The 20,317-nt window shown below is 36.6% G+C and carries 18 protein-coding genes; 1 reads left to right on the top strand and 17 read right to left on the bottom strand.

The genetic code is table 11. The features are described from left to right. Positions 1–13: 13 nt before the first annotated feature. The 17 genes from BMW29_RS07520 to pth form a co-directional block, all read right to left on the bottom strand. Entirely contained in the window at positions 14–1,054 is a 1,041-nt protein-coding gene (locus tag BMW29_RS07520; protein WP_218139654.1) for a tyrosine-protein phosphatase, read from the bottom strand. After that, positions 1,054–2,352, bottom strand: a complete 1,299-nt coding sequence (locus BMW29_RS07515) for a PTS sugar transporter subunit IIC (protein ID WP_092652008.1) — start codon at positions 2,350–2,352, stop codon at positions 1,054–1,056. Before BMW29_RS07515 ends, BMW29_RS07520 begins: the two co-directional genes overlap by 1 nt. Positions 2,353–2,367: 15 nt before the next feature. Beyond that, on the bottom strand, positions 2,368–2,658 hold the full coding sequence (locus BMW29_RS07510; RefSeq protein WP_092652006.1) for a PTS sugar transporter subunit IIB: 291 nt from the start codon (positions 2,656–2,658) through the stop codon (positions 2,368–2,370). Next, on the bottom strand, positions 2,658–2,990 hold the full coding sequence (locus BMW29_RS07505; protein WP_092652004.1) for a PTS sugar transporter subunit IIA: 333 nt from the start codon (positions 2,988–2,990) through the stop codon (positions 2,658–2,660). The genes BMW29_RS07510 and BMW29_RS07505 overlap by 1 nt, the downstream gene beginning before the upstream one ends. A gap of 10 nt (positions 2,991–3,000) precedes the next feature. Continuing rightward, positions 3,001–4,911 carry a BglG family transcription antiterminator gene (locus tag BMW29_RS07500; RefSeq protein ID WP_092652002.1) on the bottom strand — a complete coding sequence of 637 codons (1,911 nt, stop codon included), beginning with the start codon at positions 4,909–4,911 and terminating at the stop codon, positions 3,001–3,003. A 193-nt stretch (positions 4,912–5,104) separates the two neighbouring features. Continuing rightward, complete coding sequence (gene tadA / locus BMW29_RS07495) at positions 5,105–5,599, bottom strand: tRNA adenosine(34) deaminase TadA (RefSeq protein WP_092652000.1); 495 nt, start codon at positions 5,597–5,599, stop codon at positions 5,105–5,107. 83 nt (positions 5,600–5,682) lie between these two features. After that, positions 5,683–6,567 carry an Hsp33 family molecular chaperone HslO gene (gene hslO / locus BMW29_RS07490; RefSeq protein WP_092651998.1) on the bottom strand — a complete coding sequence of 295 codons (885 nt, stop codon included), beginning with the start codon at positions 6,565–6,567 and terminating at the stop codon, positions 5,683–5,685. Positions 6,568–6,635: 68 nt separating this feature from the next. Next, positions 6,636–8,732 carry an ATP-dependent zinc metalloprotease FtsH gene (ftsH, locus tag BMW29_RS07485; RefSeq protein ID WP_092651996.1) on the bottom strand — a complete coding sequence of 699 codons (2,097 nt, stop codon included), beginning with the start codon at positions 8,730–8,732 and terminating at the stop codon, positions 6,636–6,638. A 117-nt stretch (positions 8,733–8,849) separates the two neighbouring features. Then, positions 8,850–9,392: a hypoxanthine phosphoribosyltransferase gene (gene hpt, locus BMW29_RS07480; RefSeq protein ID WP_092651994.1), complete on the bottom strand. Its 543-nt coding sequence runs from the start codon at positions 9,390–9,392 to the stop codon at positions 8,850–8,852. Positions 9,393–9,416: 24 nt separating this feature from the next. Continuing rightward, a complete protein-coding gene (gene tilS, locus BMW29_RS07475) occupies positions 9,417–10,802 on the bottom strand; it encodes a tRNA lysidine(34) synthetase TilS (protein WP_092651992.1) in 1,386 nt (461 codons plus the stop codon). 79 nt (positions 10,803–10,881) lie between these two features. Further along, a complete protein-coding gene (locus BMW29_RS07470) occupies positions 10,882–11,373 on the bottom strand; it encodes a S1 domain-containing RNA-binding protein (RefSeq protein ID WP_092651990.1) in 492 nt (163 codons plus the stop codon). A gap of 107 nt (positions 11,374–11,480) precedes the next feature. After that, positions 11,481–11,942 (bottom strand): FtsB family cell division protein, encoded by a 462-nt coding sequence (locus tag BMW29_RS07465; protein WP_092651988.1) that lies wholly within the window; start codon positions 11,940–11,942, stop codon positions 11,481–11,483. A gap of 68 nt (positions 11,943–12,010) precedes the next feature. Next, entirely contained in the window at positions 12,011–12,277 is a 267-nt protein-coding gene (locus tag BMW29_RS07460) for an RNA-binding S4 domain-containing protein (RefSeq protein WP_092651986.1), read from the bottom strand. Next, positions 12,274–13,329 carry a MazG nucleotide pyrophosphohydrolase domain-containing protein gene (locus BMW29_RS07455; RefSeq protein ID WP_092651984.1) on the bottom strand — a complete coding sequence of 352 codons (1,056 nt, stop codon included), beginning with the start codon at positions 13,327–13,329 and terminating at the stop codon, positions 12,274–12,276. The genes BMW29_RS07460 and BMW29_RS07455 overlap by 4 nt, the downstream gene beginning before the upstream one ends. 10 nt (positions 13,330–13,339) lie before the next feature. After that, positions 13,340–14,932 carry a putative polysaccharide biosynthesis protein gene (locus BMW29_RS07450; RefSeq protein ID WP_092651982.1) on the bottom strand — a complete coding sequence of 531 codons (1,593 nt, stop codon included), beginning with the start codon at positions 14,930–14,932 and terminating at the stop codon, positions 13,340–13,342. A 15-nt stretch (positions 14,933–14,947) separates the two neighbouring features. After that, positions 14,948–18,469: a transcription-repair coupling factor gene (gene mfd / locus BMW29_RS07445; protein WP_092651980.1), complete on the bottom strand. Its 3,522-nt coding sequence runs from the start codon at positions 18,467–18,469 to the stop codon at positions 14,948–14,950. 64 nt (positions 18,470–18,533) lie between these two features. Next, positions 18,534–19,100, bottom strand: coding sequence for an aminoacyl-tRNA hydrolase (pth, locus tag BMW29_RS07440; RefSeq protein ID WP_092651978.1), 567 nt, complete (start codon positions 19,098–19,100; stop codon positions 18,534–18,536). A gap of 229 nt (positions 19,101–19,329) precedes the next feature. Here pth and BMW29_RS07435 point away from each other — a divergent pair, with 229 nt between their 5' ends. Continuing rightward, entirely contained in the window at positions 19,330–20,298 is a 969-nt protein-coding gene (locus BMW29_RS07435; RefSeq protein ID WP_092651976.1) for an L-lactate dehydrogenase, read from the top strand. Positions 20,299–20,317: the final 19 nt, after the last annotated feature.

Genomic DNA, 20,317 nt, shown 5'->3' with positions numbered 1-20,317 from the left:
TAACGCCCCCATTTTACTCAGCTAAGTACAGCTCTCTTAAGCGTTCAAAATCTGCTTCAGTCAATTCCATGATGTCACGCAAATAACGATCCATTGAACCTGCTACTTTTTCAATTTCATCATAAGCGGCTTCAAAATAAATTTCTTTGGTTTGCATTAAGCCAGACAAATAAGCTAAAACTAGTTGATTATCTGTGAATTTTTGATATTCCGCTAAACGTTTTTCATTTCTTGCAGCCATATTTTGTTTGGTATACATATAATCATATTTAATCTCTTCTTTTGAGACGCCTAGTGCTGCCAAAATTAGAATTGCTGCAAATCCTGCACGATCTTTTCCACCTTTACAATGATGCAGAATTGGCGTTGTATCAGCTGCAAGCAACAAACGCAGATAAGCACGATATTGTTGATTCGCATAAGGATCTCTTACAAGCTCCCGCATCTGCTCACTCATTTCATCTAAGCGACCTTGTAACTCAGCTGGTCCTGCTTCACTATTTGCAAGAGCTACTAGCTTTGCCACCTTATAACCATCATCTTCCATATTGCCACTAGCAAGGGCAGCAATTGGTGCATTTGGCGAAAGATTGAGATAGGCTGTCTCATCAGGCAACATATCTGGTGCTTTTTCACACTCATTATGACTTCGAAAATCAACAACTGTTTTTAAAGGTAAAGCTTTTAGTGTGGCTAAATCTTGTGGACTCACTTGATGTAAAGCATCTGATCTAAAAAGAACACCCCACTTCACTGGTCTTCCTTCGTAACCTAGATAGCCACCTAAATCTCTTGTATTAAAGGTCCCATCTAACGAAAGATTTCTTGTACTAATCATTTTCTTTTGACCAGCAAATACATAGGTAACATATATTCTTGATGGCTGATCTGTCATTTCAAAAGTAACTGGACTTCCTGTAAAGCTCCCTACTTTAATCATTTGCTCAAGCTGAAACGTTGGCAGATGATACGCATAAATCTCCACTTGATCTGTTGACTTTATGGCTTCATCAATTAGTGTATATTGATGCCCGTTTTTAATTAATTCTCGCATTACATACCTCCTGCAGCTTTCAATTCCATTTCTTTATCCGTTTCTTCTCTGACTTTCTGTTTATCTAACAGTTTTAAGAATGGGTAATAGAGGGCGATACAAGCAATAAATTGCACGACTTGAATAACCACCCCAGCAAATCCTCCTGCTAAAAATCCACCGATAATTGGTGGCATACTCCAAGGTAAGTTAATTCCGACAATCGGTAAGAAGCCAATAATGGTTGCAAAATAAGCAATAGAAACACTAATCATTGGTGCTAAAACCATTGGAACGAAAATATAAGGGTTATAAACCATTGGAATTCCAAATTTCATTGGCTCACTAATCCCAAATGCACCTGGAATAACGGCTACTTTCCCAATCGCTTTCAATTGTTTAGATTTTGTTAACCAGAGTAGCATACAAGCTAAAGCTAAATGCCTTGGCCCTTTATAGATATTCAAGAAATAAGAGTTTAGGACAAATTGTGCATTTTCACCTGTGACTAAAGCTTGGGCATTCGCAATTGCTAGTGGTAAATATAATGTATTAGTGATTGCAGAAGTTACATTACTACCATGAATACCAAACCACCAGAACAACTCACCCACAAGACAAATAATGAGCATCGTAGAAAGTGAACCACTGGCGCCTTCTAAAGGCTTTTGTAGAACGGTATAAATAAAGGTATGCACATCGCCAAAGCTGGTCATTGCAAAAGCAGCTGAAATGCCAATAAATAGTAAGGAAATTATCACAATTGGAAATAAGGATTCAAAGGACCCAGAGATTGCTGGTGGTACACTTGGGTGCATTTTAATTTTGATACCTTTATCCATTAGTAAGACATATAAACGTGTTGCAATAAGAGCTGTAAACATCCCAACAAACATTCCTCTTGAACCTAAATAAGTTAACGTAAATGCTAATACCTGATCCTCTCCAACAGTAAAAGCTGTCAGTGGTGTAAGGATAAAAAAGGCAACCAAGGAAATGCTGATGGCATTAATTTGAGATTTCTTATAATTTCTTGCCATTTCATAAGCCAGGGAAATGACCAAATAAATCGTAATTAAACCATTCGTCATTGTATCGCCTAGACTTAGGTAAGATTTGATACCAGAAGTTTCTAGAAAATTTAAATAAGGATCATAAGGAATACTTGAAATCAAAGCAATAATTGAGCCCACAATCGTAACAGGTAGTAATCTTGCCATCCCTGATGCAATTGTTTTAACAAACATATTATTTGAAAATTTTACTGTCCATTTACTTAAAACTGGTCCTATTTTTCTTGCCGTTTCTTTAAATGACATCCTGCTCGCTCCTTTTTATGCGTTATTTAATGCAAATTCTAAAACTGCCTTTCCATTCATCGTGCCATAATCCATCGATTCAATAACGAATACAGGTATCTCTAAATTCGCTTTCAAATCATCTAAACGATGGGCAATCTGAGGGCCTAATAAGATAATGTCACTATCCAAATGCTCCTCAATATCACTTTCACCTACTGCATCAATCCATAAATCTAAGCCTTTTTCTTTAGCGGCTTCCTTCATTTTAGCCACTAACATACTGGTTGAAAAGCCACCTGCACATGCTAACAAGATTTTTTCCATTATTTTTCTCCCCTTTCTAATTTTGCAAAACGTTCTTCAACTGATTCAATATAGCTCGTCATTTCAATAGCAATATCTTTAATCGCCAATGCTGTCATTAAATGATCCTGTGCATGAACCATTAACAAGCTGACTTCCTGAGGTTCACCTGAAACTTCTTTTTGAATCAATGCTGTCTGTGATTTATGCGCACTAACAGAAGACTTTCTCGCATCCTCCAATAATTCATGCGCTTTCTCAAAATCCTGATTTTTTGCTGCTTTGATTGCAAGCAAGCTTTTACTTCTTGCATCACCTGCATGTAAAATAATATTCATAATCGTCTCTTCCATTAGTCTCTCCTTACCATGCTTTTTTTGCATACAATGTAAATTCTGCAAATGATTTTGACTGTGCTAATGCATTTGCAAGTCCTGTATCTTGAATCATTTTCATCATAAAATTACTAATTTCTTGATGTAAAAATAAATAATTTTTCCGAATATTTAATAAGAAAATACATTTCACTTCTTTTTCTTCATATTGAACTGGGTGCTTCAATATAATCACAGCAATACTGTCTATATTGGCATTTTGTGACATCCCATGAGGACCAGCTATGCCATTTTCATAAACCGTTGTAAACTTTCGCTCACGTTCTAACACCGAAGCAGGATAAACTGAATGTGCATACCCTTTTTCGACTAATTTATTCGCATAACGTTCAATAATTTCTAAATAGTCGGTCGCTTCTTCTATAAAAAAGAGCTCTTTATGAAAAAGATTTTGTAATTTTGGAACCTTCTTGGTCATTTTTTTCTGGTGAAATAAAATGGTATTCTTAATTTTTTTCAGCTTACTTTCATTTAACTCTTCACTAATCAATACAATGGGAACATCAGCTGTTATTTCTGGAATCTTAATGGTTGATAAAATCAAATCTATTTCATCCATTTGATAAGTTGTCAGATCATATTGGGTTTTCAATACAATATTGGCTTCTGGAAATTGACTTTCAACTTTTACTTTGAGTAAAAAAGTTTTGCTTCTTCTAGCATCAGAAAGAATCAAAATATTTCTAACGCCACTTAGTATTTCTTGATTTTTTCTTTCCTGATGTGCAGCAAAATGAAGCGCCAAATAGCCAATTTCATCTCTAGATAATGGATATTTTCTAAGTTCATCATGGTATTCAATAAATCTTAAGCTGACTAAAAAGGAATTGGTGTACTGAGCTGAGATTGACGTAATCAAGGAGTTGGTCAGCTCTAATCCAAATGAAACACGTAGTAATAAAGGATAGACATGTAACAAGAGACACTCTTGAAGTAGGGCATCTTTTGAAAACGCTGTCGCATATTCCTGATCAATTTGTATTAACGCTTTATCAATCGCAGCCTTCATTTCTAATTCTTTTTCTTTTGGGACTTTGTTTGAGGTCGCCTTCCCATAAATTTGAGAAGCAATCAAATCAATTTCTTCTTCCCTAATCTCCACTTGAAACTTTTCTTCTAAAAAGGAAACAAGCTCTTTGGTTAACTGATAGCTATCTTCACCAATTAAATCACGATTGATTTTCACTTCAGTAATTTCATTATTTTGGTTCATTCGAAAAAGTAAAATTTTTAAATGAATCATAATAGATTCAATTGTGTTATGAGTCATCTGCATATTGTATTTCCTTAATAACTGATGAAAAGCCTCTTTTACCTCAGTAAAGTCTAAGGTTTTAATGAATTCAAAATATTGCAGTGGTAAATTTTCTAATTCTACAACCTGTTTAATGATTTTGGAAAATAATTTTCGTCGTTTATACTCATCTCCTTCTAGTCGTAATCCATAATGGGATTTTGATTGAATCGTTAGTTGCTCACTCTTTAATTGATGCTTAACAGCGTCTATATCCGACATCACTGTGTTTCTAGAAATATCCAATACTTCCGCTATTTGGCTGAGTGTAATGTAGCCTTTGTTTTCTAGTAGCATATAAATCATCAAGGCTTGTCGATACTTTTTATTTTCTACATCTAACACCTCAAAACCATTTAACTGCTCTAAAAACCTCTCAAAAACGGATGCGCTTTCAATTTCTAGGAGATAACCTTGATGAACAATCGTTGTCACTTTAAAGCCATTTTTCTCCCCAAGTTGCCTCAATTCTTTCAGTAACTCTCTAATTTTACGTTCAGAAAAATTAAGCTCTTGTTTCATTACTTGCATACTTAGAATTTCATTTTTTTGCAATAATTCTAGCAATCGCTTTAAGCTGTTCAATTTGTTTTCCTCCTTATCAGTATTTTTGCATGTAACCTGCTTTTAGAACAGTCAAAAATATGCAAAGCATTTTTGCATATCTACTATTAAATAGATTTTTCAGCCTATTTCACATTTTTTTAGTGGCCAGTTGCTGGCTTTTATTCAAAAAAAAACACTGAGTTTATTTAATCTACTCAGTGTTGCTTGGTTATTAAGTTGAAGGTTTGTGATGCTGCTTTCTCTTCTGCCTCAATTCTTTAAAAAAAGAGCTTAATAGTGCCCCACATTCTGTTGCCAAGATACCTGCTTCAACCTGACATTGATGATTAAATCGGTTGTCTGTTAAAAGATTCATTAGCGTTCCTGCACAGCCACCTTTAGGATCTGTAGCACCATAATAAACATGTGCAACTCTTGAGAGTATCATTGCACCACTACACATTGGACAGGGCTCTAGCGTCACATATAATGCAGCATCTTCTAGGCGCCAGCCTTGCAGTGTTTCACAAGCATTACGGATAGCAATCACTTCAGCGTGAGCTGTTGCATCCCCCGTTTTTTCTCTTAAATTATGACCTCTGCCAATAATTTGATGATCTTTAACCACAACTGCACCAATTGGGACTTCTCCTAAAGAAGCTGCAATTTCAGCTTCTTTCATTGCTTCTCGCATCCATTTTTCCTTCTCAAGCAAGACTTCATCCAACGCTATTCCCTCCTTATCTGCTACTCATTTTCATTCAAAATAAGAGCCTTTCCCTTTCAATCTTTGGGAAAGGCTCTTAGCATTTATTTCAGCAAGGTTTCAGCTTTTAATTCTTCTAAATCTGCTTCAGAATAATGATAATGCTTGCCACAAAAATGACATTCTGCTTCTGCACCATGATCTTCATCAATCATCGACTGAATTTCATCCGCACCTAGAGCAATAATCGCTGTTGCAAAACGTTCTTTAGAGCAGTCACATTCAAATTTTATTGGCATTTTTTCAAGAACCTTCACATTGTCCTCACCCATAATACGCGCTAAAATTTGTTCTGGACTTTCACCATCATCTAGTAAACTTGAAACCAAAGGCATTTCTGCAATTTTTTCTTCAAGTAAGGTAATCGTTTCATTCGTTGCATCTGGCATGACTTGAATCATGAAGCCACCTGCTGCTTTAATTGAGTCATCAGTATCTACTAAAACACTTAAACCAATTGCTGAAGGCACTTGTTCAGAATTCGCCATATAATAAGTGAAATCTTCACCTAATTCTCCTGAAATTAACGGTACTGTACCAGAAAAAGTATCTTTCAACCCTAAATCTTTAATCACGGTTAAAGAACCTTCTGTACCGACTGCACCTTTGACATCAATTTTTCCCAATTCATTTGGAGGTAAACTCACTTTTGTATTTGTAATATAACCTTTAGTTGTTCCTTTACCATTTCCATCTACAATAATTGGGCCAACCGGACCGTTTCCTTCAACTTTAACAGTCATTTTATCGTCACCTTTTAAGGTTGCTCCTAAGAGCACTGTCCCCACCATTGTACGCCCTAAGGCAGCAGAAGAAGCACTCCATGTATCGTGTCTTCTTTGTGCTTCACTAACTGTTTCTGTTGCACAAACTGCGTAAGCTCTAATTTGACCTTCAAAACAAACTGTTTTGATTAAATAATCACTCATTGTCATAACTCCTTTTATTCAGTAAGAAAGAAGGAATATAACAGAGTCATATTCCTTCAGTTCTTATTTTATTCTTGATCCTCTGTTTGTTTTTCAGTTTCTGCATCTGCATCTGTTTTTTCAGTTTTCACATCTGCATCATCTGCTACTTCGACAGAAGTTTCAGTTTCTGTTTGTTTTTCAGCATCTTTTTCTTCTAAAGCTTTTTTCGCTGCTTCAAAGCTACCTTCTTTTTCACTTGGAAAATCCTTTGCAACAGGTGTTTCAGGCATTTCTCCTGTTTCAAAAAGGCTTGTGATTGTACGTTCATCTAATGTTTCAAGCTCTAATAATTTTTCAGCAATTAATTGATGTTGCGCTTTATGCGCTTCTAAAATTTCTCTTGCTTTAATATGTGCTTCATTCATAATACGACGTACTTCTTGGTCAATTTCATAAGCAACTTGTTCAGAATAAGCTTTTGTTTGACCATAATCGCGGCCAATAAAGACTTGGTGATTGCCTTCATATTGAATTGGACCTAAGTTACTCATTCCATATTCAGTTACCATGCTTCTTGCAAGAGCAGTTGCTTGTTCAAAGTCATTACTTGCACCTGTTGATTGTGAGTCAAAGACCATTTCTTCAGCTACACGTCCACCAAGTAAACCAACGATTTGTTCGAACATTTCTGTTTTTGTCATTAAGAAACGATCTTCTTTTGGTAACATCACAGCATATCCACCTGCACGTCCACGAGGCACAATGGTTACTTTATGAACCACTCGTGCATCACTTAAGACAACACCAATGATGGTATGACCCGCTTCATGATAAGCGACCATATCACGTTCACGCTTACTGATTGCACGATCTTTCTTAGCAGGTCCCGCAATCACACGATCTTCTGCTTCATCAACATCACTTGCATCAATTTTCGTTTTATTACGTCTAGCTGCAACTAAGGCTGCTTCGTTTAATAAGTTTTCTAAATCTGCACCAGAAAATCCTGGTGTTTGTTTTGCAACAACTTTTAAATCAACATCTGTTGCTAATGGTTTATTTTTCGCATGAACGGTTAGAATGGCTTCACGTCCCTTAACATCTGGACGACCAACTAAAATTTGTCTATCGAAACGGCCTGGACGAAGTAAAGCTGGGTCTAATACGTCTGAACGGTTTGTTGCCGCAATAATAATAACCCCTTCATTTCCTGTAAATCCATCCATTTCAACTAACAATTGATTCAATGTTTGTTCTCTTTCATCATGTCCGCCACCCATACCAGCGCCACGTTGACGACCTACAGCATCAATTTCATCAATGAAAATGATGGCAGGTGCATTTTTCTTAGCAGTCTCAAACAAATCACGTACACGACTTGCTCCGACCCCAACAAACATTTCCACAAAGTCTGAACCTGAAATAGAATAGAATGGCACGCCTGCTTCACCGGCAACAGCTTTTGCTAGTAAAGTTTTACCAGTTCCTGGAGGTCCCTCTAAAAGAACACCACTTGGAATACGTGCACCTAATGCAGCAAAACGACGTGGATCTTTTAAGAATTCTACCACTTCTACAAGCTCTTGTTTTTCTTCCTCAGCTCCTGCTACATCTGAAAAACGCACTTTATTTGATTTACTATCTGCTTCTTTAGCTTTTGATTTACCAAAGTTCATCACACGGCCATTTCCGCCGCCTTGACCACCTTGCCCCATCATCATGTAGAAGAAGAAAATAATAATAATAAACGGCACAATTGAAGCTAATAGAGAAAGCCACATATTAGAAGATTCTTTGATTGGCTCCATTTTAGTATCGGTTGAAGATACGGCATCCGAAATATCTTTAATGGTTGCATCATTTTGTAGGACATAGGTGTTAAATTTAGTTGTTTTTGCATCTGAATTCCCAAAGAGATTGAACTGTCCTTCTTGACTTGAGTCAGCTTCTGAGCTCACTTTTTGTTCTTTGGCGTATTCCCCTTTAATTTGGTACACACCACCAGTTGGCTGAATGGTGAATTCTTTAATATCGCCTTCTTTTAATTGGTTCTGGAACTCGCTTGCAGTAATGTTTTTGGTTTGTCCACCACCAATGCCACTACCGGTAGCCCAACTGATTAGACCAGCTATCCCCAGAAAGACAATAATATAGAAAATACTATTTTTAAAAATTTTGTTCATCTTGTCCTCCCTCTACATACATGGCCTTTTCGGCTGTACGTTTTCCGTAGTTTTATATGTTTTTTCACTATAAATACTTTCCTCGTAATCATATCACATTTGACCTTAACTGACCATTTATTTCTCTTCGTAAATTTCTGGTTTTAGAACCCCAATGTATGGCAAGTTACGATAACGTTCAGCATAATCTAAGCCATATCCTACAACGAATTCATTTGGTACATTAAAACCAACATAATCTGCTGTAATATCTACAACTCGTCCTTCTGGCTTATCTAATAAGGTCACAATTTTGACTGATTTCGCTTGACGATATTTAAAAAGATCTGCAAGATACGCAAGCGTGCGTCCACTATCAATGATATCTTCAACAATTAGAATATCTCGTCCTACAACATTTGTATCTAAATCTTTAAGGATTTTGACTTCTCCTGAGGATACCATTTCATTTCCATAACTTGAAACCGCCATAAAATCCATTTCAACATGTGTATCAATTTCTTTTAGAAGATCAGCCATAAATAAAATAGAGCCTTTTAAAATCCCTACTACTAGAGGATTTTTCCCTTTATAATCTGCAGTAATTTCTTTGCCTAATGCTGTCGTTTTTTCTGCTAATTCCTCTTTTGAAAGAAGTATCTTTTGAATATCGTTTTGCATGCCTTTATTCTCCTCCTAGTCTCACTACTCATCCATTTTAGAAATGATGAGTATGTATTGTATTTTATCAGTTTCTTGAGCAATAGACAATCGGGATTCCTTATAATTTAGTAAGCAAATCACTTTTTTTTCTCGATCAAGAATCAGATAGGCTTGTTCTCGCATTTCTTTGGGAATTTTTTGGTCAATAAAAATATCTTTTATTTTTTTTGAACCTGTCGTTAAACCTTTTAATGTCATACGATCCCCTGGCACTCGGTGGCGAATGGTCAGTGGTAAAGCTAACGCGTCCTTTGCTAAATAAATCACTTGTTCATTTTTCTTAGCCTGAAAATGTGCTGTATCTGTTAATGTAATTTTTTGTCCATTTGGCAATTCAATGGTTTCACCAAATGCCAATGAAAAACTAGTAGACTGAATCGGCTTATGCGTGATTCCTTTACAAAGCTCCACAGATTGATAATTTCGTTTGACTTGATAGCCATCAGCTAAATCAATTGATTGGTTGGGTCCACCTGATTGAATCAGCCTTTCAATTTGTTGTAACTGTTCTTGATTAAAAGGGACTTCTTTTGGTGTCAACTGTTGCTGTAACCATTCTCCTAGTAGCAAACGATGGAAATAAGTAGGTAATTGTAATATTTTTTCAATCGATAACCTATTTTTATTGGATAGTTGTACCTGCTTTAATTGCTCTTGAATGACAGGTGTTGCAATAGCCAATACATCATGTAAAGCCTCAGAAAATTGTTGGAAATGAGCGATTACTTGTGTATTTTCCTCTTTTAAAAAAGGGAGCATCCCTTGACGATAACGATTACGTGTATAGACGAGATCCGTATTACTTTTATCCTCAAAGTAGGTCACACCGTATGTTTTGGCATAATCATAAAGTGTTGTCTTAGAAAAAGAAAGCATCGGTCTCACAAGCTGCTGATTGAAAAAAGGCCGTTCTGTTTGCATCGCTGCAATTCCTGGCAAGCTACTGCCTCTTGTCAATTTCATTAAAATCGTTTCTATTTGGTCTTCACCATGATGCGCTAAAACAAGATGGGTGTAATGATGCTCAGCCATTATTTCATGAAAGACCTGATAACGAAACGTCCGAGCAGCTGCTTCAATACCAGAAATTGGTTGGTCTGCTTTTTCCCATTTTTTTGAATAAAAAGAAAGCTGATGTTGCTCACAGTACTGCTTCAAATAAGCCAGTTCAAGCTGATCATCGTCTCTTAACTGATGCTGGATATGCACAACAGCAAATGCTGGTAAAATAGCAGCTGGTAATTGCTGAAATAAATCTAGCATGACCATTGAATCTACACCACCAGATACTGCTAACAATAGTTTACTTTCTTTTTTAATAGAAGTAGACTGCTTTAATTGTGTGATGAATTGCTGCAGTAACGACATCTTACAGCCTCTCCTTTCTATTCGTTTATGATGAAAGCAAAAAGAGGATAAGTCATCTTATCCTCTGTTAGTTGTATAATTAATTGCGTCGACCGCCACGGCCGCCACGTTTACCTTCAGTATTTCTCTTCAATGATGTCAATCTGTCATCACTATCTTTTAAGAAATTACTCATCAAAGAATCAAAATCATCTTTTGGAGCTGCAGCTTGACGGTGATTATTTCCACCACGGTCTGAATAACTGCTGCCTCTATTATTGTTGTTAAAGCTCTTTTTAGGGCCATTATTGTAAGGACGGTTTTGGCTTGGTGCTGGTCTTGTTTCTCCAGCCGGTTTATCGACTGCTCTACGAATAGATAGACCAATTTTCCCATCATCACCAATTGACATCACCTTAACAGTAACTTCTTCGCCAACTTTTAAAACTTCGTTGATGTCCTTAATGAATGTATCTGATACTTCACTAATATGGACCAAACCTGTTTTCCCTTGACCTAAATCAATAAATGCACCAAAATTTGTAATTCCAGAAATCTTACCTTGTAGTTTGTTGCCTACTTCAATTGACATAAAAAATATGCTCCTCCTTAAAACTGGTGATTTCATTATATCACGTGATAGCTGTACTTCAATGGTTATTTTCATCAAATTTCGTTATTTTTTCAAAAAAATGTCAATTAATCTTTATTTTCAGTCGAATCTGCATTTTTTTCATTCTCAGCAGTAGCATCTTGCTGTTTCTTACTGGAATCACTCTCTTCCTCTTCTTCTGGCATTCTAAAAATGAGTTCGCCATCTTTGGATAAATAATATTTACTTCTTGCTAACTTTGCCAAAAAACTTTCATCTTGTAGTTGCGTCACTCTATTTTGTAAATTGCGTTGCAATTGCTCAACATTTCTTAATTCAGCAGTGGCCTCAATTTTCTCTTGCTCAATTTTTTTGATACGGGCTTGATTGTTAAAAACACGAACGATTAATAAGCCAATTAACACGCAGCCAACCACTAGCATCAGTGACATACGTCTACGCATATTACGTTTACTTTTCGACCGTTTTCTAGCCTCTAATGTTTTCTCTTGAGTATAGTCATTTTGTAGACTCTCTATTTTCTTATTCTTTTTAGTTCGCCTATTCATGCCTATCTCACCTCATTCATTATTAATATCAAAGAAATTATAACAACCATTTGCTGCTTTGTCTAACTTTATTCGCCTACATTTTTATAATTTTCACTTAAGATATGGTACATTTCTTTTGCTAGCTCTTTTTTTGTTGTTTCCTCAATACGGTCAATTTGGACAACTAGCTCTTTATTGCCATAGCTAATAGCTAGTTCATCGCCTAATTTGACTACTGAAGAAGACTTGCCAACAACTTGATTAATTTTAATCCGACCTTTGTCAGCCATTTCTTTTGCAACAGTTCTTCGTTTAATTAAACGTGATACTTTTAAAAATTTATCTAATCTCATTGGTGTTTCCTCTTTTCTGTTTCTTTTATTTTTTGCCATAATTGATCTAATTCTGCAATGGAATTGATTGTCACACCATCAAAAACATGTGGGTGCCTTCTACGTAACTTTTTATTAAGTGTGGCTAACATTTCTTCAAAGGTAAACATGCCTTCTTTTTCACCAATACTCGCATGGTACATTACTTGCATGAGAATATCGCCTAATTCCTCTACCATATTGTCAATGTCATCTTTTTCAATTGCTGCGATTAACTCCGCAGTTTCCTCTTCTAAATAAGGAACTAAGCTTTGATTATTTTGTTCACGAATCCAAATATCTCCTGTTGGTCCTGTGATTTCATCCATATAGCTTTGCAAGGTTGCAAACTCAGTTGTGCGTTCATCTAAAGGAAGTGGTGGCACATAAAGAGAGGTTAAGTTATGCACACCCTCCATTCGATCAATTTCATATAAAGGCTTCCATTCAACCACTTCATTTGCACTTCCGGCTTCATGAACAAGTGCTACTTGATGATCATCTGGGTATTTTTCAGTTAATAGTAATTTCACATCACTTGCCACAAAAGCATCAAATACTTGCATGATAATCAGATGTTGACTCATTTGCAATTGATCACCATTTAAAGCAAGGGCATCTAATAACTGAAATCCTTCAATTGGATCAATTTTAACAGCTGTAAAAAAATCATCTAAAAAGCTTTGACCGCCAGCAATCTCAACGGTTATTTGTTGCTGCTCTTTCAATAATAGTTGAACCGTTTTCTCTGCAACCATAGGGTGTCCTGGTACAGCATAAATAATATCTTGCTGTTCTGCTAATTGTAGCAATTCCTTTACGACTTGCTCATAGACACCATCAAATTGCTGATTTTGCTCATAAATTGCATCAAACGATGCCATTATAAGACCTTCTTCAGCTAATTGCGTTACAACTGGATGTAACTTCGTTCTCAAATAGATTGGCTGATTTGATTGTAGCAATTGATAAACGCCCATTGGTAGCTGTGACATATCTCCTGCCCCTAGCCCAACGATGGTTATTTTCCCCATATTGATGTTCCTACTTTCTCAGTATTTTTTTACCAAATGGCAATGAAATCCATTCTTTTAATGTAAATAATTTCAAACGAATCATCAGCCATAAAAAGGCACCCGCTCCTGCTAGCACACAACCTATTGCTATGATAAAGTCCCCCATTCTTCCCATTCCACCAATTGGTGAGCTGACTAAACCAAATGAAAGCGCATAGACAATGATCACCATTGCAACACAACAAAGGAATAATTTCCAAAGAAAGCCTTTTTGACTGACGCTTAATCTCACTTCTTTTGGCAGACATTTCCAAAGAATTATCAGCATAAGAAGCAAGGAGGTTACAGTTGAAATACTTGCACCAATTGTTCCATATAAAGGAACCAGTTGCATATTAAGCACGACCTTTGAGCCTAAACAAACAATTAATGACAACAAGGCGGGCTTGTGTCGATCTTGACTTTGTAAAATCGTGTTACACCCAACAATTAGTGAAGCTAAAATAATAGCTAATACATAAATAGCCAAGACAATTGCACCACTATTGGTTGAAAACAGCAAGCGATTGACATATGGCAATAAGGTAATCAGTCCAACTGTAGCAGCAACTGAAAACGTAATAGTGATGCGTAGCAGAGAGGCACTGGTTCGAATAAATTCTTTTTGCTTTTTAACCACAAAATATCTCGTGAGCATCGGGATTAAGCTAGAAGCAAAGCCTGTTCCAACAACCATTCCTAATTGCACCAATGGTTGTCCACGATCATAAACCCCTTTAGCAATTTGTGCGGCTATGCTTGAAGCACCGCCATCTAGTAAGCCATTATACAATGTAAAGGAATCCACTAATTGTAACAACACTAGCATGGCACCAAATAAACAAATCGCAATCCCTTCTGTTGCAAACCGCTTAAACAATTCACTCATTGAGATGCCTTCTTTTTCAGTATTCAATACCTTGCTGTTTAAATCCAACTGAATCGTTTGCTTATTTTTCACATAATAATAAAGTAATATCAAGCTAGCAAAGACCCCTGCTATCCACGCACTAGACATTGCATTGCTCCCCATTTGATAGTAGGTCATGCCTCCTTTTAAAAAGAAAGCTGCTGCAATTAAAATCACGGCTACCCTAACAATCTGTTCAACCACTTGGGAAACAGCCGTTGGACGCATCTCATATCTGCCTTGAAAATAGCCTCTTCCAATCACCAATAAGGGCATACATAAAAACATTGGAGAAACAGCTTTAATCAAACTCGATAGCTGAGCATCACCCATTTGAAGGGCGATATAATCCGACAAAGCATATAGACCTATTGTAATTACTATTGAAAAAACACTTACAATGAAAAATGCATTTCTGAGCATTCGTTTTAGATGTGGACCATCTTTAGTTTCCGCAACAAGCTTAGACATGAAGACAGGTAAACCTGTTAAAGCAAAGGTCATCCCAATGCCATAAATTGGATAAACTTGCTGGTAAACATAAAACCCTACATCTCCCACCATATTTTGAAAAGGAACACGATAAATGGCGCTTAAAAATTTCGCAATAAATCCTGCGATAGAAAGGACAATTGCCCCTTTCATTAAATGTTTCATTTCTTTATTAGCCATGTTATCGCCTCCTTTTTATTTCGTCTGTTCTTGTCGATAGGTAGCTAAGCCTAATGCAAAAAGATAAATTCCTTTCAGCCATTGATAGGTTTCAGCTTTTCGGATATCCAGCTTAACAGTCAACTGATTTTTATTCACAGCCATATTGGCCCGGAATGGGACATCGCTTAAGGCCTTAAATATTTCTTCTGCTGGTGTGCGTTTTGTTCCTTCTTCAGACAGGGTCATGGAAATCGTGTCTTTTTCCTGTTTTACTTTTTCAATTAAGGCACGTTCACCTTCCATTTTGATTTGCCCTACAGCAAGAAGCTGCTCCACTTCATCTGGAAACTCTGCAAAACGATCAATTAAATCACTTTGTAGCTCTAACCATTCTTCTTGACTCTTAAGCTCTCTAATCCGTTTATAAATTTCAATTTTTTGTCTTTCATCTTCAATATAGCTACTTGGAATGTAAGCGTCAATTTCTAACTCAATTTCAATCTCTGTTTTTTCTTCTTTTGTTTCTAAACCACGTTTTTTAGCAACTGCGGCACTTAACATTTCAGAATATAAATCAAAACCAACAGAATCAATAAAGCCATGTTGCTGCGCACCTAAAAGATTCCCTGCTCCTCTAATCGATAAATCGCGCATTGCGATTTTAAATCCTGAACCTAACTCGGTAAAATCTTTAATCGCTTGTAAACGTTTTTCGCTAACCTCATTTAGCACCTTATCTGCTTGATACATGAAATAGGCATAAGCTACACGATTGGTTCTCCCAACGCGGCCACGCAATTGATAAAGCTGGGATAAGCCCATATAATCAGCATTTTCAACAAACAATGTATTCACATTAGGGATATCAACCCCAGTTTCAATAATGGTTGTGGTCACTAACACATCAAAGCTGCCCTCAATAAATTGATAAAGAATGCTTTCTAATTCCGTTTCAGACATTTGACCATGGGCATAGGCAATTCTAGCATCTGGCACTAAATCTTGCAGCTCTTCTACTTTCCTCCCAATTGTTTCCACTCGATTATACAAATAAAATGCTTGTCCACCACGAGCCATTTCTCGTTCAATGGCTTCTCTAATTGCACCTGCATTCTGTTCCATCACATATGTTTGGACTGGATACCGATTAGCTGGTGGTGTTTCAATAACGGATAAATCTCTCACACCTAGCATTGACATATGAAGGGTTCTAGGAATTGGTGTAGCTGTTAAGGTTAACACATCTACCTGTGATTTTAATTGTTTCAGCTTTTCTTTATGCTTCACACCAAAGCGTTGTTCTTCATCTACCACAAGCAAGCCTAAATCTTGGAATTGAATATCTTGTGACAACACGCGGTGTGTGCCAACTACCACATCTACTTGCCCTTTTCTTAAGCCTTCAATCGTTGCTTCTTGTTGTTTTTTCGTTCTAAAACGGCTAAGTAACCCTACATTAATAGGAAATCCTTCAAATCGAGCTAACATGGTTTCATAATGCTGTTGCGCTAAAATTGTGGTTGGCACTAAAAACGCAACCTGTTTTCCATCTTGAATCGCTTTAAAAATTGCACGTAAGGCTACTTCTGTTTTACCATAACCAACATCTCCGACTAACAGGCGGTCCATTGGTTTCTTACCTTCCATATCATGCTTAATTTCGCTCACACTTCTGAGCTGATCCTCTGTTTCACTATATGGAAAGGCATCTTCAAATTCTTTTTGATAAGCATCATCAGGAGCAAAAGCATAACCTACCTCAGCATCTCTTGCCGCATAAAGCTCAATTAATTCATCTGCAATATCTTCAATTTTTGCTGCAACCTTGCGTTTGGTTTTCGCCCACTCACTGCCACCTAATTTATTGATTTTAGGTGTTTTCGCTTCTGATGAAACATATTTTTGCAAAAGGTTTAACTGTGTAACAGGAATAAATAATTTGGCATCATCTTTATAAATAACAGACAGATAGTCTTGATGATTGCCATTAATTTCTAAGGTTTCCATGCCTACATATTTACCAATCCCATGGTTCACATGAACCACATAGTCTCCTGGATTCAATTCAGAATAGCTTTTAATCCGTTCGGCATTAGATAAGGTCTGTCTACGTGCCACTTTTTTTGCAACGGTATTAAATAATTCTCGCTCATTTAAAACAACCAGCTTTTCCTTTGGTAGCTCAAAACCATTATGAATTGTGCCCACAATAATTTGGATTTTCCCAGCTTGAATTTGATCCTTTTCAGCCACTACACCTTGAATTCCAAATTCCGCAAAAGTTTCTTGCACCTTCTTACTTCGTTCCTCATCTGAAACCATTACAACAACTGTTTCATTTTGCTTTTGCCAGCGATCCATCTCTGTTTTGACTAAAGGCATTTGCCCAAAAAATTGTTGCATATTGCGGTACTCAAAGTTATGAATAGCAGAAAACTTTAGATTGCCCATCCCTTTTTGAAAGAGTGAAAAGTAAAGCAAATCTTGTGGTAGACCTTTAATTACCTGTCTAAAGTCATTTGAAAATTGCTGCATTTGTAAAATACGACGCTCCGCAAGCTTAGCGGTCATCCATTCAGCTTCTTCCTCAGCCAAACGACGCTCTGTTTCCATGATACGAGGATAATCATCTAGTACAACTAGACTATCTTCACTTAAGTAATCTAAAATACTTTGTTTATTTGGATAAAGATAATCCGTAAACATCACTAATTCGTCTATCCATTCCCCTTTTGAAAAAGCATCCAAGATAGGTGTCATTTGTTTAATAAAGAGCTCTTGTGCTTCTTTCTCAGTGATTAATTCTTTATTTCGTTGGAAATCAGCATGCAGCTTAGGTGCCGCTTGTAGAAGCATTTCTTTTGTTACAAGAATATCTGTAGCTGGCAAAATCGTGATTTCAGATAAATTTTCCAAAGAGCGTTGTGTTTCCACATCAAAATACCTTAATGAATCAATTTCTGTATCAAAAAGATCAATTCGCACGGGATAAGGCGTTGTTAAAGGATAGATATCAATAATACCCCCACGGATACTAAATTCACCTGGTGTTGCAACCATTCGCTCCCTTGTATAGCCCATATCTACCAACTCAGCTGCTATCTCTTGAATCGGCAATTCTTCCCCAGCAATTAATTTAAATGAAAAATCTGACCAGATCTGTTTTGGTGGCAATATTTTTCTGACACCAGATAAAGGAACCACTACTACACCAGCCTGTTCACTTAATAAATAATGCATTGTTGCCACACGCTCTGCACGGTACTCAGGGGAAGCAATCGACATTTCTGCTGCTAACATTTCATCCACAGGAAATAAATGCAGTTGCTCTTCTGGTACAAAAGAAGCAAAATCCTCCATTAATTGACTGGCATGATATAAATTATGTGCAATCACAAGAAGCGGTGTTTGTCTCTTTTCTAAGATTGCACTCATCACTAAAGTCCGTGCTGAGCCAGATAAACCAAGCACTAATTGCTTTTGCTTCGTTTTAATCTCATCAAATAAGGCGGAGACTTTTTTTGTTTTCCCTAAAAGCTGTACTAAATTACTCATTTTTCTCTCTACCTTCATTTCTATAATAGTCATCAAAAACAAGCGCAGTAAGGATTTTCTGCACTTATTTCTTGTTAAATTGATTCATCGTATCTATAAATGGATGGCCTTCTACCCAATATTTTAAAGCTGCTGCACTATCCTTTACTGCAAACAAGATATCTTCATGCTGCACTTTAGGAAAATTGCTCAAGACATGGTGGATGACCGTTTGTCCTGCTTCTGGGCGATCAATGCCAATTCGAATGCGATTAAAATCCTGGGTTCCAAGATGTTGAATGATACTTTTAATCCCATTATGACCACCTGCACTCCCTTTTTGGCGCAAACGAATTTTCCCAACTGGTAAATCTAAATCATCATACACTACAACTAAATCCTCTAACTCAATTTGATAGTAATCCAGTAAAGGACGAATAGATCTCCCTGATTCATTCATAAAAGTCTGTGGTTTGACTAATAAAACTTTTTCAGCTCCTATAAAGCCTTCTGCATAAACAGCTTCAAATTTAGTTTTGTTATAGACCATATTTTCTTGATAAGCGAGTTCATCTAACGTGATAAACCCAATATTATGTTTTGTACCTTTATATTTATCTCCTGGATTTCCCAGGCCTACAATCATTTTCATCTTCGTTCCTCACCTTATAGATAAGCCATTTCTGTCTATTATGATCGAATGCGCAAAATGGCTGCACGAGTATGAATCGCCCAGCAAATGCTCACTTATCTTGATTTTCCTTTTATTATAGCAGAAGTAACGCAGTTTATCAGTAACTTTCATTTAAAAATGCGTATCATTGTGATGGAAATCTGACAAATGCTATAATAAGCAAGAAAGAAAAAAGGAGGCGTTCCCTATGACAATTGAAGCAGAAAAAGATCATCAAAAAGTGATTCTAATTGGAGACGGTGCAGTTGGATCCAGTTATGCCTTTGCATTAGTGACACAAAACATAGCCCAAGAGCTTGGGATTATTGATATAGATTTCGCAAAAACGCAAGGAGATGCCATTGATTTATCTCATGCACTGGCTTTCACTTCTCCTAAGAAGATTTATGCGGCTACTTATGCTGACTGCCATGATGCAGACATTGTTGTTATTACTGCTGGTGCTGCACAAAAGCCAGGAGAAACAAGATTAGATTTAGTCAACAAAAATATGAAAATTTTCAAATCAATTATTGATGAGATTATGAAAAGTGGCTTTGATGGGATTTTCTTAGTTGCAACCAATCCTGTTGATATTTTAACCTATGCGACTTGGAAATTTTCTGGTCTACCAAAGCATCGTGTCATTGGTTCAGGAACTTCTTTAGATAGTGCCCGTTTTCGTCAAGCAATTGCTGAAATTGCACAAGTTGATACTCGAAATGTACATGGCTATATTTTAGGCGAGCATGGGGATACAGAGTTCCCTGTTTGGTCTCATACAAATATTGGTGGCTTACAAATTTATGAATGGGCACGAGATAACCCTGATTTAGATGAAGAAGCACTTGTTGAAATCTTTTTTAAAGTGCGAGATGCTGCTTATGAAATTATTGAGAAAAAAGGAGCAACTTTCTATGGTATTGCAGTTGCCTTAGCCAGAATTACTAAAGCCATCTTAAATGATGAAAGCTCGATCCTCCCTTTATCTGTTTATTTGGATGGACAATATCAACAAAAGGATATCTTTATTGGTGCGCCTGCAGTAATTAATCGGCAAGGTATTCAGCATGTGATTGAAATGCCATTAACAGATGCTGAACAAGCCAAAATGAACCATTCTGCTGAAACATTAAAACAAGTGTTAGCTAATGCGTTTCAAGATTTAGAAGAATAGACTTTAAAACCACAGTTAG

This window comes from Isobaculum melis, assembly GCF_900111355.1.
GTDB classification, from domain to species: domain Bacteria; phylum Bacillota; class Bacilli; order Lactobacillales; family Carnobacteriaceae; genus Isobaculum; species Isobaculum melis.
This window is presented reverse-complemented; position numbering and strand designations above follow the sequence as displayed.

Coding starts and splice junctions, on each gene's coding strand:
- BMW29_RS07520 (WP_218139654.1), bottom strand. CDS start 1,054: ATGCGAGAATTAATTAAAAACGGGCATCAATATACACTAATTGATGAA.
- BMW29_RS07515 (WP_092652008.1), bottom strand. CDS start 2,352: ATGTCATTTAAAGAAACGGCAAGAAAAATAGGACCAGTTTTAAGTAAA.
- BMW29_RS07510 (WP_092652006.1), bottom strand. CDS start 2,658: ATGGAAAAAATCTTGTTAGCATGTGCAGGTGGCTTTTCAACCAGTATG.
- BMW29_RS07505 (WP_092652004.1), bottom strand. CDS start 2,990: ATGGAAGAGACGATTATGAATATTATTTTACATGCAGGTGATGCAAGA.
- hslO (WP_092651998.1), bottom strand. CDS start 6,567: ATGAGTGATTATTTAATCAAAACAGTTTGTTTTGAAGGTCAAATTAGA.
- ftsH (WP_092651996.1), bottom strand. CDS start 8,732: ATGAACAAAATTTTTAAAAATAGTATTTTCTATATTATTGTCTTTCTG.
- hpt (WP_092651994.1), bottom strand. CDS start 9,392: ATGCAAAACGATATTCAAAAGATACTTCTTTCAAAAGAGGAATTAGCA.
- tilS (WP_092651992.1), bottom strand. CDS start 10,802: ATGTCGTTACTGCAGCAATTCATCACACAATTAAAGCAGTCTACTTCT.
- BMW29_RS07470 (WP_092651990.1), bottom strand. CDS start 11,373: ATGTCAATTGAAGTAGGCAACAAACTACAAGGTAAGATTTCTGGAATT.
- BMW29_RS07465 (WP_092651988.1), bottom strand. CDS start 11,942: ATGAATAGGCGAACTAAAAAGAATAAGAAAATAGAGAGTCTACAAAAT.
- BMW29_RS07460 (WP_092651986.1), bottom strand. CDS start 12,277: ATGAGATTAGATAAATTTTTAAAAGTATCACGTTTAATTAAACGAAGA.
- BMW29_RS07455 (WP_092651984.1), bottom strand. CDS start 13,329: ATGGGGAAAATAACCATCGTTGGGCTAGGGGCAGGAGATATGTCACAG.
- BMW29_RS07450 (WP_092651982.1), bottom strand. CDS start 14,932: ATGGCTAATAAAGAAATGAAACATTTAATGAAAGGGGCAATTGTCCTT.
- mfd (WP_092651980.1), bottom strand. CDS start 18,469: ATGAGTAATTTAGTACAGCTTTTAGGGAAAACAAAAAAAGTCTCCGCC.
- pth (WP_092651978.1), bottom strand. CDS start 19,100: ATGAAAATGATTGTAGGCCTGGGAAATCCAGGAGATAAATATAAAGGT.
- BMW29_RS07435 (WP_092651976.1), top strand. CDS start 19,330: ATGACAATTGAAGCAGAAAAAGATCATCAAAAAGTGATTCTAATTGGA.